The 13,752-nt window shown below is 67.3% G+C and carries 13 protein-coding genes and 1 pseudogene; 4 read left to right on the top strand and 10 right to left on the bottom strand.

Going from position 1 to position 13,752, the window contains the following annotated elements:
- Window positions 1–48 precede the first annotated feature (48 nt).
- Both BLV31_RS14300 and BLV31_RS14295 read right to left on the bottom strand, forming a co-directional pair.
- Entirely contained in the window at window positions 49–1,527 is a 1,479-nt protein-coding gene (locus tag BLV31_RS14300; protein WP_064060971.1) for an aldehyde dehydrogenase family protein, read from the bottom strand.
- A 400-nt stretch (window positions 1,528–1,927) separates the two neighbouring features.
- Complete coding sequence (locus tag BLV31_RS14295) at window positions 1,928–2,845, bottom strand: LysR substrate-binding domain-containing protein (protein ID WP_064060972.1); 918 nt, start codon at window positions 2,843–2,845, stop codon at window positions 1,928–1,930.
- 87 nt (window positions 2,846–2,932) lie between these two features.
- On the opposite strand from BLV31_RS14295, the gene mqo reads away from it, so the two are divergent.
- Window positions 2,933–4,438, top strand: a complete 1,506-nt coding sequence (gene mqo / locus BLV31_RS14290) for a malate dehydrogenase (quinone) (RefSeq protein WP_064060973.1) — start codon at window positions 2,933–2,935, stop codon at window positions 4,436–4,438.
- Window positions 4,439–4,447: 9 nt separating this feature from the next.
- Here mqo and BLV31_RS14285 read toward each other — a convergent pair whose 3' ends face one another.
- Both BLV31_RS14285 and BLV31_RS14280 read right to left on the bottom strand, forming a co-directional pair.
- Window positions 4,448–5,524 (bottom strand): alkene reductase, encoded by a 1,077-nt coding sequence (locus tag BLV31_RS14285; protein ID WP_064060974.1) that lies wholly within the window; start codon window positions 5,522–5,524, stop codon window positions 4,448–4,450.
- A gap of 81 nt (window positions 5,525–5,605) precedes the next feature.
- Complete coding sequence (locus tag BLV31_RS14280; RefSeq protein ID WP_024100892.1) at window positions 5,606–6,568, bottom strand: helix-turn-helix transcriptional regulator; 963 nt, start codon at window positions 6,566–6,568, stop codon at window positions 5,606–5,608.
- A 100-nt stretch (window positions 6,569–6,668) separates the two neighbouring features.
- Here BLV31_RS14280 and BLV31_RS14275 point away from each other — a divergent pair, with 100 nt between their 5' ends.
- Window positions 6,669–7,217 (top strand): DinB family protein, encoded by a 549-nt coding sequence (locus tag BLV31_RS14275; protein ID WP_174556285.1) that lies wholly within the window; start codon window positions 6,669–6,671, stop codon window positions 7,215–7,217.
- 13 nt (window positions 7,218–7,230) lie between these two features.
- Here BLV31_RS14275 and BLV31_RS14270 read toward each other — a convergent pair whose 3' ends face one another.
- From BLV31_RS14270 to BLV31_RS14250, 5 genes are all read right to left on the bottom strand, one after another.
- Window positions 7,231–7,611, bottom strand: coding sequence for a helix-turn-helix domain-containing protein (locus BLV31_RS14270; RefSeq protein WP_174556284.1), 381 nt, complete (start codon window positions 7,609–7,611; stop codon window positions 7,231–7,233).
- A 216-nt stretch (window positions 7,612–7,827) separates the two neighbouring features.
- Window positions 7,828–9,291 (bottom strand): DUF7159 family protein, encoded by a 1,464-nt coding sequence (locus tag BLV31_RS14265; RefSeq protein ID WP_064060976.1) that lies wholly within the window; start codon window positions 9,289–9,291, stop codon window positions 7,828–7,830.
- Between the two features lie 124 nt (window positions 9,292–9,415).
- A complete protein-coding gene (locus BLV31_RS14260) occupies window positions 9,416–9,619 on the bottom strand; it encodes a zinc-ribbon domain-containing protein (RefSeq protein ID WP_024100896.1) in 204 nt (67 codons plus the stop codon).
- Between the two features lie 133 nt (window positions 9,620–9,752).
- A complete protein-coding gene (locus tag BLV31_RS14255) occupies window positions 9,753–11,159 on the bottom strand; it encodes a cytochrome P450 (protein ID WP_231780657.1) in 1,407 nt (468 codons plus the stop codon).
- 64 nt (window positions 11,160–11,223) lie between these two features.
- Window positions 11,224–11,994 (bottom strand): 8-oxoguanine DNA glycosylase OGG fold protein, encoded by a 771-nt coding sequence (locus tag BLV31_RS14250; protein ID WP_019289378.1) that lies wholly within the window; start codon window positions 11,992–11,994, stop codon window positions 11,224–11,226.
- A gap of 153 nt (window positions 11,995–12,147) precedes the next feature.
- Here BLV31_RS14250 and BLV31_RS25045 point away from each other — a divergent pair, with 153 nt between their 5' ends.
- Window positions 12,148–12,339, top strand: coding sequence for a hypothetical protein (locus BLV31_RS25045; RefSeq protein WP_174556279.1), 192 nt, complete (start codon window positions 12,148–12,150; stop codon window positions 12,337–12,339).
- On the opposite strand, the pseudogene BLV31_RS14245 reads toward BLV31_RS25045, so the two are convergent.
- Window positions 12,298–12,801, bottom strand: a pseudogene (locus tag BLV31_RS14245) (DUF2470 domain-containing protein); the annotation flags it as partial. The gene BLV31_RS25045 and the pseudogene BLV31_RS14245 sit on opposite strands and share 42 nt — an antisense overlap.
- A gap of 49 nt (window positions 12,802–12,850) precedes the next feature.
- On the opposite strand from BLV31_RS14245, the gene BLV31_RS14240 reads away from it, so the two are divergent.
- Window positions 12,851–13,300: a cupin domain-containing protein gene (locus BLV31_RS14240; protein WP_064061039.1), complete on the top strand. Its 450-nt coding sequence runs from the start codon at window positions 12,851–12,853 to the stop codon at window positions 13,298–13,300.
- The last annotated feature ends 452 nt before the right edge of the window (window positions 13,301–13,752 follow it).

Genomic DNA, 13,752 nt, shown 5'->3' with positions numbered 1-13,752 from the left:
TGCAGACGGCAAAATGCTGTATCGGAGTCGGAGGGCGCTGCGGCGTGCCTAGACCAGCCGAGTCACGCCGATGGTGTGATCTGTGGTGAACTCCTCGATCGCCCACTCGCCGTTGAATCGTCCGAGACCGGAGTTGCGTTCGCCACCGAATGCCACGTGTGCCTCGTCCTGAACGGTCATCTCGTTGATGAACGTCATGCCCGCCTCGACCCGATGCGCGAATTGCAGTCCCCGGTCGATGTTCTGCGTGAAGACCGCGCTGGACAGACCGAATTCGTGGTCGTTGGCCAGTTCGAGGGCGTGTGCTTCGTCATCGGCGCGTAGGACCGCGACCATCGGGCCGAAGATCTCCTCGCGGGCGATCTCCATATCGGACGTGACGTCGACGAACACGTGCGGAGGCACGACCCGGCCGTCGATCTCCCCACCGAGAGCAACGCGTGCTCCGGCGTCCCGGGCCTGCTCGATCTTCTCCTCGAGGCCCTTCAACTGCGAATCGTTGATGACGGGCCCGACCAAAGTGCCGTCTGCGGACGGATCGCCGTAGGACACGGCCTGCGCGGCTCGGGTGAACCGATCGAGGAAATCGTCGTACACCGGCGCCTGCACGATGATGCGATTCACGGCCATGCAGATCTGTCCGGAATGCAGGAACGACCCGGTCACCGCTGCCTCGACGGCCGCGTCGAGATCGGCGTCGTCGAGGACCACCAGGGGTGCGTTGCCGCCCAATTCGAGTGCCACCTTCTTGAGGTGCTTACCGCCGGTGGCGACCGCACCGACCTGCTTGCCGACCGGTGTCGAGCCGGTGAAGGAGATCAACCGCGGGACGGGATGCTCGACGAAGGCATCGCCGATCTCAGAACCGGAGCCGATCACCACCGACAACACTCCCGCCGGGAGGCCTGCTTCCTCGAAGATCCGCGCGATCAACAGGCCGCCGGTCACCGGAGTGTCCGAGGCCGGCTTGATCACCGCGGCATTGCCCAACGCCAACGCCGGTGCCACCGATCGCTGCGACAGGTGCAGCGGGAAATTCCACGGGCTGATCACCCCGACCACTCCGATGGGCTTTCGGTACACCCGCATCTCACGGTTCGGGGTGTTCGAATCGAAGATCGATCCGTGGACCCGGGACGGGAACGACGCCGCCTCCTGCGTGATGCCGATGGCCAGGGAGACCTCGGTATCGGCCTTGATCCGCGTCGAGCCGGACTCGGCGACCAGCCAGTCGATGATCTCGGCTCGGCGCTGCTCGAGGATCTGTGCGGCGCGACGCAGGACCGTGGCGCGCTCGGCGGGAGCGGTCGCGGCCCACTCGGTCTGTGCTGCCCGGGCAGCGGTGTAGGCGGCGTCGACGTCTTGGGCGGAAGCGAGGCGGATCGTGGCGACCACGCTGTCGTCGAACGGGTTGGTGTCGGTCAGGACGCGGTCGGAGCGTCCTTCGCGCCACTGCCCATCGATGAACTGGGAGGCGACCGGTTGCCCGGCGAACGTGGCACTGGAACCGAGATCTGTTGCTGTCATGGAGAACTCCTCGACGGTAGGTAGGTCAGAGAAAGGCGACGACGGGCTCGGGGGTCGATGTGTCTGCCGAATCGTCGAATGTGGTGTCGATCTGCCCGAGCGGATCGGTCTTCACCGGCCGACCGAACGGGAACCGCCCCAGCATCGGCCGGAGCACGTCGCAGATCGTTACCGGCTCCTGCCCGGATGGCGCAGATCGAACATGTTCTCACAGTGCGCCGCCTTGCTGGTGGTAGGCAGCGGCGTCGGGTACCACTGTTTGCGGGCGATCGCATCTGTGTGGCATACCCCGCCGGCGACCATTCGAACCCGGACTTGCGCCTTGTCGGGACCGGCGACGCAGGAGATGGCGCACGGCTCGCGAAGCTGTGCGCCATGTCTTGCGTTCGATGGACGATACCTACGAATCGAGCCGGCGACCGTCGAATCTATCGGCGTGCCCGGCGATGTGAGCGTGCAGTCGCGCGACCGCCGGGGACGGCGTCCTCGTCCCGGTCGTCAATCCGATGGTGCGATTCGCGATTCCGGCGACCGGCACGGTCACGATTCCGGGCACAGGCGTTTCCGAGCGAGGCAGCAGTGCGACACCGAGGCCCTGGGCGACCAGTGCCCGGATCGTTTCGAACTCGCTGATCTCGAACGCGATGTATGGTTCGAATCCTGCTTCTTCGCAAGCTGATTCGAGTTCTCTGCGGATGTGATAGTCGGGTGGGCTGGCGATGAAGTGATCGTCCGCGAGATCGCGCAGGTCGAGGCGGGCACGGCCGGCGAGTCGATGGCTGCTCGGGAGGTGGAGCAACAGTCGCTGTTGCGCGAGCACGGTGACCGGCAGATCCTCCGGTGGAGGGATGATGACGGCGAGATCGAGCCGGCCGTCGCGAACCATCTCCGCGAGCTCTTCACCGTGTGCCTGGACCAGATGCAACCGGACGCCGGGGGCCAGTCGGTGGAACTCGGCCAGCAACGACGGGATGCTCACCGGCCCGAGGGTGAGCGGGAACCCGAAGCGGACGAGGCCGTGGTCGGGATCGGCGTGCTCACGCACCGTGGTGATCGCACCGTCGAGTTCGCGGACCAGATGCCGGGTGCGTTCGTGCAACTCCCTCCCGGCAGTCGTCAGCACGACCCCTCGCCCGGACTGCTGGAACAACGTCACACCCACTGCCTTCTCGAGTGCCCGGATGCGGCGACTGACGGAAGACTGGGGAACGTCGAGCAGATCCGCCGCGCGCGTGATGTGACCTTCGCGCGCCGCGGCGTCGAAGGCGACGAGCAGCGGGGCGACCATTGCGGTCTCGGGCGTCACATACCAATCCATATCTGCATGGTACTGCCTGCAAGATCTCATTGGACGGATGAATCGGAAGGGGGCACGCTGAAGGTCGACAACGGCGAAAGCAGGTGAATGATGGTGGATCGGAGGCATTCTGCCGACGGAGCACAGTACGGCGACCAGGAGTACGACGCCGTCCTGATCGGCGGCGGCATCATGTCGGCAACACTGGGTGCACTGCTGACACGGCTCGAACCCGATCGGTCGATCCTCGTCCTGGAACGACTCGACGAGGTCGCGGCCGAGAGCAGCGCCCCATGGAACAACGCGGGCACCGGCCACGCAGGTCTGTGCGAACTGAACTACATGCCCGATCCCGCGGATTCGACCCGGGCCGAGGAGATCGGCGGACAGTTCCGGATCTCACGGCAGTTCTGGCAGTCCCTCGACGACCCGGGCGAGGCGACGTTCGTGAACGTGACACCGCATATGAACGTCGTCTTCGGCGAACGCGATGTGGACTATCTGCGACAGCGGCACGCCACCCTGCAACGCTCGCCGCTGTTCTCGGCCATGGAGTACAGCGAGGACCCCGACGCGATCGCGCGGTGGGCACCGCTGGTGATGACCGGTCGCTCGGGCTCCGAACCGGTCGCCGCCACGCGCTACGAGGCGGGCACCGACGTCGACTTCGGTGCCCTGACACACCGACTGCTGTCGGACGCGCGTCGTCGTGGCGTCGAGCTTCGTACCGGACACGAGGTCACACGACTGCGCCGCGCCGCCAACGGGCGGTGGACCGTCTCCGGGCACACGAAGACGGGACGGTTCTCGGTCCGATCCCGGTTCGTGTTCGTCGGCGCCGGCGGGTACGCCCTGAAACTCTTGCAGAAGGCCAGGATCCCGGAGGTGCGAGGTTTCGCCGTCTTTCCCATCGGCGCGCAGTTCCTGCGCACCGGCGAGCCCGACGTGGTGTCCCAGCATGCAGCGAAGGTCTATAGCCAGGCCGACGTGGGAGCACCACCGATGTCGGTGCCGCATCTCGACAAGCGGGTCGTCGACGGCCGCGAGTGGTTGATGTTCGGGCCGTACGCCACGTTCAGCACGAGATTGCTCACACGCGGCCGGCTCACCGATCTGTTCACCACCCTGCGCCTGCACAACATCGCCCCGTTGGTGGCGGTGGGCCTGCAGAATCTGTCGCTGGTGCGCTATCTCGTCGGCCAGCTGCTCGCGTCCCGCGCGCGGAAGTTCCGGCAGCTGCAGCGATTCTGTCCCGAGGCGCGGGAGTCCGACTGGGAGTTGATCGACGCGGGGCAACGAGCTCAGCTCGTCAAACCCGATCGTCGCAGGGTCGGGGTCCTGACCTTCGGCACCGAGGTCGTGGCGAGCGCGGACGGCAGCATCGCCGGGTTGCTCGGGGCGTCGCCCGGCGCTTCGATCGCTCCGTCGGCGATGGTCGAGCTGCTGAGCACGTGTTTCCCGGATGATGTGGCGCGCTGGCGGCCGGTGCTCGAACGGATGATGCCCGACCTGTCTCGGGAGCCCGAAACGACCTCGCGCGCCGAACCGAGGCTCGCCCGCGCTACAGCAGCGGCGAGAAACGGTTCGGCGCGCAAGGATCCGAGCGCCTCGTAGGGCTTACGCTCAGACGGTCTGCAGGAACGGGTAGTCGGTGTACCCCTCGGCTCCGGATGCATAGAACAGCTCCGGACGCGGTGCGTTCTCCGGATGCCCGTCCCGCCAGCGCTCGGCCAGGTCGGGATTGGCGATCAGCGCGCGGCCGACGGCCACGGCGTCGGCGTGCGAATCGTCGATCAGCTGCACGGCCTCGTCACGCGTGGTCGGCGAGCCGAAACCGCTGTTGGCGATCACCTTGCCGCCGAAACGCTTCCGGAGCTCCTGCGCCAGATCTCCGGTCGGCTCCTTGTGCAGGACCGACAGATACGCCAGGCCCAGGGGCTGCAGGGCGTCGACCAGAGAGCCGTAGACAGCACGCACATCGTCGCGATCGGTCTCGACTGCGTCCTGGATGTTGTGCTCGGGAGAGATCCGCAACCCGACACGTCCGGCGCCGACTGCCGCCGACACGGCCTTCACGACTTCGACGACGAGGCGGATCCGGTTCTCCACCGAACCGCCGTACTCGTCGTCCCGCACATTCGATGCAGGGGAGAGGAATTCGTGCAACAGGTAGCCGTTGGCGCTGTGGACCTCGACGCCGTCGAATCCGGCATCGATCGCGCGGCGAGCCGAGGCGACGAAATCATCGACGACGGACGGGATCTCGTCGATGGTCAGCGCGTGCGGCGTAGGGTAGGGCTGCTTGCCCTGCTCGGTGTGCACCTGGCCGTCGATGGCGATCGCGCTCGGCCCGACGACACGCCGGCCACCGTTGACGTCGGGATGCGTGACGCGGCCGCCGTGCATCAACTGCAGCACGACGCGTCCGTCGCGCTCGTGCACGGCATCGGCGACGCGACGCCAGCCGGCGACCTGCTCGTCGGTGACGATGCCGGGCTGACCGACGAAGGCCTGCGATTCGAAGTTCACATAGGTTCCCTCGGTGATGATCAGGCCGGCACTCGCCCGCTGACGGTAGTGCTCGACGATCAGGTCTCCGGGTACACCGGCCGAACCACCACGCAGGCGGGTCAGCGGGGCCATGACGATGCGGTTCGCGAGTTCGAGGTCTCCGAGGGCTACGGGTGTGAACAGATCCATGGGTGGCGCAACCACCCCCACCCCCGACGGCATTCCGATGCCCGGCCGATTGTGGGATGTGTCATAGCGCCGGATGGATGGTCACTTCGAGTGTTCGTCGGCGGTGACCAGCCGATTCGACCAGTTCTCCAGGTACTCGACGAACTCCGGTGGCGACGCGCCGAGCAGCCGCCCACCGGACATACCCACGGCGAATACCGCCCAGTCCATGCTGTCGGCGTCCACCTCGATCCGGCACCGCTCGGAGTCGATCGCGATCACCTCGGCCCACTGACCGATCCGGCGGCGCACCTCGTGCTCCGACGCCTCCAGCTCGGCGCTGACCTTCACCTGGGAGCGGCTGCGGATGCCGCGTTCGACGAAGGCCGCGGCGTCGCCGCCGGGCAGCTCGCGTTGTCGGAAACGCATCCCGGTGGCCGTGGTCTCGGCCATGCGGTCGAGCCGGAAGCTGCGCCAGTCACCGCGGTCGAGGTCGTAGCCGACGAGATACCAGCGTCGCCCGAGGGAGACGAGCTGCCGGGGTTCGACGCGCCGGCCCGTCGCGGTGCCGTCGGCGGCGGTGTACTCGAAGACGATGCGTTCGTCGTCGCGGCAGGCGCGCGCGACGGTGACGAGTTGCTGCGAATCGGTCGCGCGGGTCGCCCAGGGGATATCGGCGGAGACCGTCGCCGCATCGATCGCCTCCACCTGGCGTCGCAGTCGCGGCGGCATCACCTGGATGACCTTGGCCAGCGCGCGCACGGAGATCTCGGCGATCCCGGTGATCGAGGTCTGGGCCGCGGTGAGTAGGCCGACCGCGAGCGCGACCGCTTCGTCGTCGTCGAGAGCCAGTGGTGGCAACGACGCGCCCGGCGCGAGCTGATACCCACCGCCGACCCCGCGATCGGACCGCACCGGATATCCGAGATCGCGGAGCCGTTCGATGTCGCGGCGCAGGGTGCGCAACGAGACGCCCATCCGGTCGGCGAGTTCGGCGCCGAGCCAGTAGCGGTGGGTCTGCAACAGCGACAGAAGCCGCAGGATGCGGGAGCTCGTGTCGGACATGACCTCATTCTTCCGCACCTGCCGACCTATAAGTGACAGGAACTGGCACCAATGGCTCGTAGCGTAGATCTTGCCGGATCACGACGACGAGGAGCACCCGATGACCGAGAGCACCACCACCCGGAACGCCACCCCGACCCTCGACCAGGAACGCCGGGATCTGCTGTCGAGCCTCGCCCACGCTCGGCACTTCCTGCGGTTCACGGCCCGCGATCTCACCACCGAACAGGCGTCGCAGCGAACGACGTTGAGCAACTTGACGATCGGTGGTCTCATCAAGCACGTCACCGAGGTCGAGCGGGGTTGGGCGGATTTCCTCGTGGTCGGAGCCGACTACATGGAGAAGGATTTCACCGAGTGGACCGAAGAGGATTTCGCCGAACGCGACAAGGACTTCCAGCTGCAGCCCGGTGAGACCCTCGAAGGTGCGCTGCGCGCTTACGACGAGGTGGCGGCCCGAACCGACGAGTTGGTGCGCACGCTGCCGTCGCTGGACGTCGTCCACGAACTCCCCAAGGCCCCCTGGAACATCGAGGACGCCTGGTCGGTGCGTCGCGCGCTGCTGCACATCGTCGCCGAGACGACGCAGCACGCCGGACACGCCGACATCATCCGCGAGTCCCTCGACGGATCGAAGTCGATGGGATGAACCGGAGGTCGCGCTAGCGCCGGCCGGTGTCCCGCATCAACTCGGCGAGCTCCGTGCGGTCGGAGACGTCGAGTTCGGTGCACGCCCGGTAGATGTGCCCCTCGACGGTGCCGACCGGCGCCACGAGCCGGTCGGCGATCTGCCGGTTGGACAGCCCGGCGGTGACCATGGCGGCGAACTCCCGTTCCCGGCTGGTGAGGGGGAGTGGGCGGGCCGCTTCGTCCAGCGCAGGCGACGAGGCGTGATCGCATCGCGCAGCCAGTGCCGCGGCCGCGGCGGCGGCTTCGACGGACCGTTGGGTGTCGGCGTGGTCGCGGTACGCGATCGGGGCCAGGGCGTGGGCATCGGCCGCGTCGGCGAGTGCCCCCAGCGCCTCGAAGGTCTCCGCGGCCACGGTCGGCCCGCGGCCGTCCGCCTCCGCGGAAGCGGATCCTGCCGCCCGCGTCGCCGGTTCGCACCGGACCCGAGACGAACCGGTTCCATATCGCGCGACTGATTCATATCGCGCGACTGATTCCTAGTCCGCAGGTGGCCCGGTGGTGGCAGCGACTGCTGCCTCATCCGGAACCGGAGACGGCGCGCCGCACCGCGGCGGTCTCCGGCTGATTGATCAGAACCCGGGAATGCTGGGCAGCTGCGGGAGCTGGATCTGCGGAGGCGGCGGCAGCGTCGGCAGCTCGAACTGGGGGAGCCCGGGGACCATTGGGGCCGGCTCCGGTTCGAGTGACGGCACCGAGGTGTCGGCTGCCGCATCGTCCTGCGCGCCGGTGGTGATGGGGACCTGCGCGGAGGTCTCCGCCGTCGTCTGCGGCCGGTAGGTGGTGCGGGTCTCGCTGCGATCGATGGCCGTCGACTGCTCGTCCGACACTGCCGGGACGGTTTCCGGCGCGGGCGATGCGTCCGTGGTGGTCATGGGCCGCGGTTCCGCTGCCGGTGGCTCCTGCGTCTCCTGGTGCGTGGAGGTGGGCTGCGGATGGCGACCGGAATTCTGCAGCAGGTCGACACCGAGGCCGATCGCCGCTGCGACGACGACGGCACCACCGGCGAGCAGGAGGCGTCGACGGTTCCGCGGCTGCGCGGGCGTCTCGGTCTCCTGCCGGATGTCGGGGGCAGCGAAGCTTGCGGTCGGTGCGTCCGGCGCGACCAGCTGCGGGGCGAACTGTGCGGTCTCGGTGAACTCCGTCGGCGCAGCGAACTCCGCCGTCTCGACGACCTTCGCAGTGTCCGGGCGGGCGAGGAGCGCCGCGCCTTCCGCCGCCACGAGTTCGGGCTGCGAGGGCACGATCACCGGAATGTCGAGCCACGACTCCATCACGGCGGTGACCAGTGGAATGTTCGCTCCGCCTCCGATGAGCACCGCGGCGTCGGGAGTGCGTCCCGAGCGGCGGATGACGTCGAGGGTGAGGCGGGCCGAGGCCTTCACGGGTCCGTCGATGAGCGAATCGAAGCTGGCCTGCGAGAGCAGTAGCAGACCCCCCTCGCCGGGCATGCACACCGCGTCCTTCGAGGACAGCTGCTCCTTCGCGTCGCGGCACCGGGCGGTGAGGGCCCGCTGCGCCGCCATGTCGGCCGGCTCGGCGAAGCGCTGCAGTTCGACGTGGTGGTCGTAGATCAGGTGGTCGACGAGGTCGCCGCTGATCCGGTCCGAGCGTGCCGTGCTCAATGCGATGCGGGTGCTCCGATCGACGACGGTGACGGTGAGGCCCGAGCTGCCGAGGTCGTAGAACACGAGTGTCTCGTGGTCGTCGAGATCTCCTGTGGTTTCCAGCATTTCGAGCGCGGCGGTCACTTCCGGGACGAGCCGGAAGTTGTCGATGTCCAGGCGGCTCATCGCGCCCTGGACGAAATCGGCCTGCGTCTCGTTCTGGTAGGCGACGCCGATGGCGCGCACCTGCTCGATCTCGTCGGTTTCGGCGAGCATCGTCTCGATGGACTCCGCGGCCAGCTCGGCCGGCCGGTCGAGCAGGGCGGGCATCAAGTGGGATCCGAAGACGGGGCTGTCGAGGCTCCCGGTGTCACGTCGCGCAAAGCGCACCGCGCTGGCACCGACCGAGACACCGAGAACTGTAGTCACGACGCCGACTATAACGGTTCGGTCACGGTCTGCACGCCGGAGGCGGGCGGTGCCTGGATGACGGCACGTCTCCGAACGGCAGCCGAGGACGTTCGTGGCCTTCGCCGATCCCGACTGACCGGGCTCACATCTCCACGGCGGTACCGCAGATCCCGCACTGCTCCAACTGTCGGCGGCCCCACCGCGCGACCGGCACGAAAAACAGCGTGAACTGCTTGGACTCCCGGATCCGGAGCCACTGCGTGGTGTTGTGGCAGCGCGGACACGTCCGGTTCTGCCCTGGACCGAGATTCTGTCGCTTGGTGCCGAAGCCGAAGAGAAGGAACATCGTCCGAGCATAGAGCGATGACGTGTGGTCTTTCAGTGCATGATCGGAAGGATCGCCGTGCTCGTCGCCACCGATCGGCCAGCCTCTGTCGACGACCCGACCGCCGTCCCTCTTGCCGGGGCGACGCGACGGATCAGGCGGGGGAGAGCCGCACCCGTAGGTCACGGGGCTTCAATGTGATCGCCTCGTGAACGTCGAGTTCGTAGCCCGGTTCCGGAGCGAAGTCGTACCGCCGGATCAGCGACGCGAGCGTGAGCACCGCCTCGTGCAGCGCGAACTGCCGACCGATACAGGCCCGGATGCCGGTGCCCCACGGTTTGAAGATGTGCGCCGGCCGTTTGCGCACGGCCGCGGGCTCGAACCGGTCCGGGTCGAACCGCTCGGGATCGTCGCCCCACAGCGGGTCGCGGTGCAGTTGCGGCAACAGCACGAACACCCACGAACCCTTCGGCAGCGTCCGTCCGCCGAGCGTGGTCTCACCGCGTACCTTGCGGAAATAACCCGGGGCGGCCGGCCACAACCGCAGCGTCTCGTCCACCACCCGCCGCACATACCGCAGCTTGGCGACCTGCTCGTACCCGATCCGGCCGTCGGCACCTACGACCTCGGTGATCTCGGCGCGTGCCTTCGCCACCACCTCGGGATGTCGGCTCAGGAAATGGACCGCGAACCCCAGGGTGGCCGCGGTGGTCTCGTTACCCGCGACCAGGAAGGTCAGCACCTGATTGCGGATCGATTCACGGTCGAGCTGCTCGCCGGTGTCGGGATCGACGGTGTGCATCATCAGGTCCAGCAGATCGCCGTGCTGCTCGCCGGAGCGCATCCGCTCCTCGACGATGCGATCGACCGTCTCCTGCATCAGCGCGATGTCGTGTTCATGCTGCTCCCTGGCACTGCGGCCGAACAGTGTCCGGAGGATGGGGATGTCGTTCGACGAACGGTTGATGTACTCGAGCGCCCGGCTCATCGCCGCAATGAACGGATCGGGTTCGGTGCGGCCGAACGAGTCGAAGTCGTAGCTGAAGCCGCACCGGCCGATGACGTCGAAGGTCAGCGACGTCATGCTCTTCGGCACGTCCACATACTCGCCGTCGGCCGCCGCGCTGTCCCAGCTGTCGACCAGTCGGTCGACGACGGTGAGCATCGAGTCGTGATAGCCACGCATCGCGGCCTGGCTGAAGCCAGGCCCGAGGATGTTGTGGGCTTTGCTCCAGTTCGGTTCGGAGTTGAACGCGGTGAACAGTCCGTCGCCGGCGATGACGCGAAGCTTGCGCAGCGGCTTGCCGAGGAACTTCGCCCACTTCTCCTCGTCGTTGACCTCGCGCACCAGATCGGCGCCCGAGACCACGATCAACCGGTGCTGCAGGATCTTGCGTTCGAAGATCCCACCGAGTTCCTGTGCCATCTGCATCTCACGCTGAACCGGCTTGGCCACGTCGATGCTGAGCAGATCACCCACCAGCGGAAGTCTCCATCGCGGCTGTGGAATCGGCTGCGCGCCGGTCGTCATGGTGATGCTCGTCGTAGTCGGTGACCCCATTCTGCGAGTGTGCATCAGCCTCCACGGGACGATTCGGGCGGCCTCACCGCGACGCCCAAGAGGATCAGAACAATCGCGGAGTCGCGTGCGACCCGTCCCGGGCTTCGCAGATTCGGGCGTGCCACCGGTCGACGAGCCACATCTCGACCATCTCCGGACGCGTGGCGATCAACGACGCCCACATGTTGAGGAGTTCGAGGTACCGGTGATAGCGCCGCAGCGTGAAGTCGGCGACCGACGGATCCTCGAGCCACCCTTCGTGGATGAGCGTCGACACCGCGTGCTGATCGAGAAGTTGCGCCGGGCCCGCCTCGGTCCGCACCTCGACCGCCCACAGATAGGTCGCCAGGAGCGATACGCCGACGCCGGGGGTGTCCGGCCATCCGGACCAGGTCTGCCGCGCGGTGTCGGGTAGCGACTTGGTCTTCGCGCAGTAGTCGAGGACTCCCTTGATCTTGGTGAACCGGTCCCGGTCCTTCGGGGCGTGTGCGTCGCGGACGTCCGGAAAACGTCGGGCACCGCGTCGTCGCGGATGTGCGCTGCGCCAGGCCGCGCACAGGAACAACAGCCCCAGACCGGCGTGGTCGGCTTCGATCAGTTCACTGTCGAGGCGGAGGTCGTTGCGTTGGACGATCGCGTCGCCGTCGTCGATGATCCGTCCGTCGAGATTCCGTCCCCGGAGGCGGATATCGTGCCCGGTCCGTTCGAGGTGGCTGTTCCACCATTTGAGGTCGACAGTGACGCCCTCGTCGAGCACCTGCAGGTCGAACGAGCGTGCCCGGCACCACTCGGAGCACGCTTGCGGAGGCTCGAACCCCTGGTCGTACGGATGCATTCTGTGGACATTGCCACGAGTGGGCGGCGATTCCCGGGCAGGACACGCGTGTGGGGGCCGACCTGTTCCCCGCCTGTAGCAGCACGTGGGCCGCCACGACCGTCCGAGGATATCGGTAGACCGGAACGACGCGGCGAAGAGAGCGTGAACCGCATGAGACCCTTCGATGTCACCGACGCCCTCGCGCTCGCCGCCCGGCACGACCTGCACCTGTCGGCCCACGGCGTCACGGTGAACGAGGCGGGACTCGACTACCGTGACGCCCTCGCCGCCGACGTCGACGCAGACGGACGTGTCCACGACGGTCTGGCGGTGCGCCGCGCGAGCCAAAGCAACTGTCGCTGAGCGCAATTTGTAGTCGGAGTCGGGCGGTGACAGATAGCGGGCATGCGTCATGGCTCGCCCACGCGGCGTGGTGACATCGAGGTCGAGGCCGTATCGGTCGGCTCCGACACAGGTTGCCGCCGTCGCATCCGGGAACCCGCCGAGCTTCCGGGCCATCGCCAGCAGCGCGTCGGCGTGATCGTCGTTGAGATGCGCGATCGCACGAGCTGCCGACGGGGTCACAGAATCCGGCAATGCTTCGGCATAGTCCTCGGCGGTGGCCGGATCCATCCGCCCGTACCCACCGACCCAGCGCACGCGCCGAACCCGAAGAACCCAGAGCGTGAAGTCGGTGAAATCGATGTACACGCGGGTCCCGGGGACAGCGGCCAGGTGGGCTTCGCGCGCGGCGGCCAGTTCCTCGCCTTCGGGCCGCTCGACGTACCCGGCCACAGTGACGCGGGTGCAGGCGAGCGGGTCGCAATGCGAGCTGTCCTGCAGCAGTGTCGTGTAGACGGTAGCGTCCGTGCGCATGAAGCGCTCTGTGCAGGGTGTACTCGCGGCGACGGCATGTGCAGTAGCGGTGGCGATACCCGGGTGGGCCTACGCCACTCCGAGCGAGGGCATCTCAGGGGTGACATGGGTGGACATCGAGGTGCCACCGGGACTGCTGCCGTTCGTACCCGACGGCGTGCACGCCGTGGCCCGGGAGATCACCATCGAACCGGGCGGTAGCACCGGTTGGCACTATCACGATGGTCCCGTGCTCGGCATCGTGCGGGCCGGCACCTTGACGCATCCTGAAGGAGACTGCGAGCCTGTCATGTTCGAGACCGGCGATTTCATCAACGAGCCCTCGGGTCCGGACCATCTGCACGTCGGTCGCAATCTCGGCACGGAACCGGTGATCCTCGACGTGGTGTACCTCGTGCCGATCGGGTCGCCGCTGTTCGAGGATGTTCCCGCGCCCGCCTGCGATTGATGTCGGAGTAGTGGCGGGCTCCTGTCGGTAAACGCTCGGGTCGAGTCGTCGGCGAGAAATGTGAAGTACTTCATCGGGACGCAGGCGTGCGGTTCCCTCTCGGGTCCGCGGTCGTCTCCCCCAAGCAACGATCGACGAACCTCGATTCTCGACGGAACGATCGTCCCCGCCGACAGCATCTTCCGGCGTCGGCATTCGAGCCGCGATCGGACGGACGAGGGATCGCAGTCCGGTTCGACAACGGAATCGCTTGTGACAGTAGTCTTCCCACTGCTTGTGAAGACTTCTTTCCTGGCGGCGATGCTGTGCGCCGGTCGCACCCGCGTTACGACAGGTCGAGGGGCCATCGAAGCGGTGGCTCGCAGGACTGCGGCGTTCTCGGTCGCGAGCGGACATGAGGTCGACGGTTGGGCGCCCGAGGGGCCGTCGAAGCCTGTCGGCGGAGTTCGAGT

The organism is Rhodococcus pyridinivorans (assembly GCF_900105195.1).
In the GTDB taxonomy this organism is placed as follows: Bacteria; Actinomycetota; Actinomycetes; order Mycobacteriales; family Mycobacteriaceae; genus Rhodococcus; species Rhodococcus pyridinivorans.
This window is presented reverse-complemented; position numbering and strand designations above follow the sequence as displayed.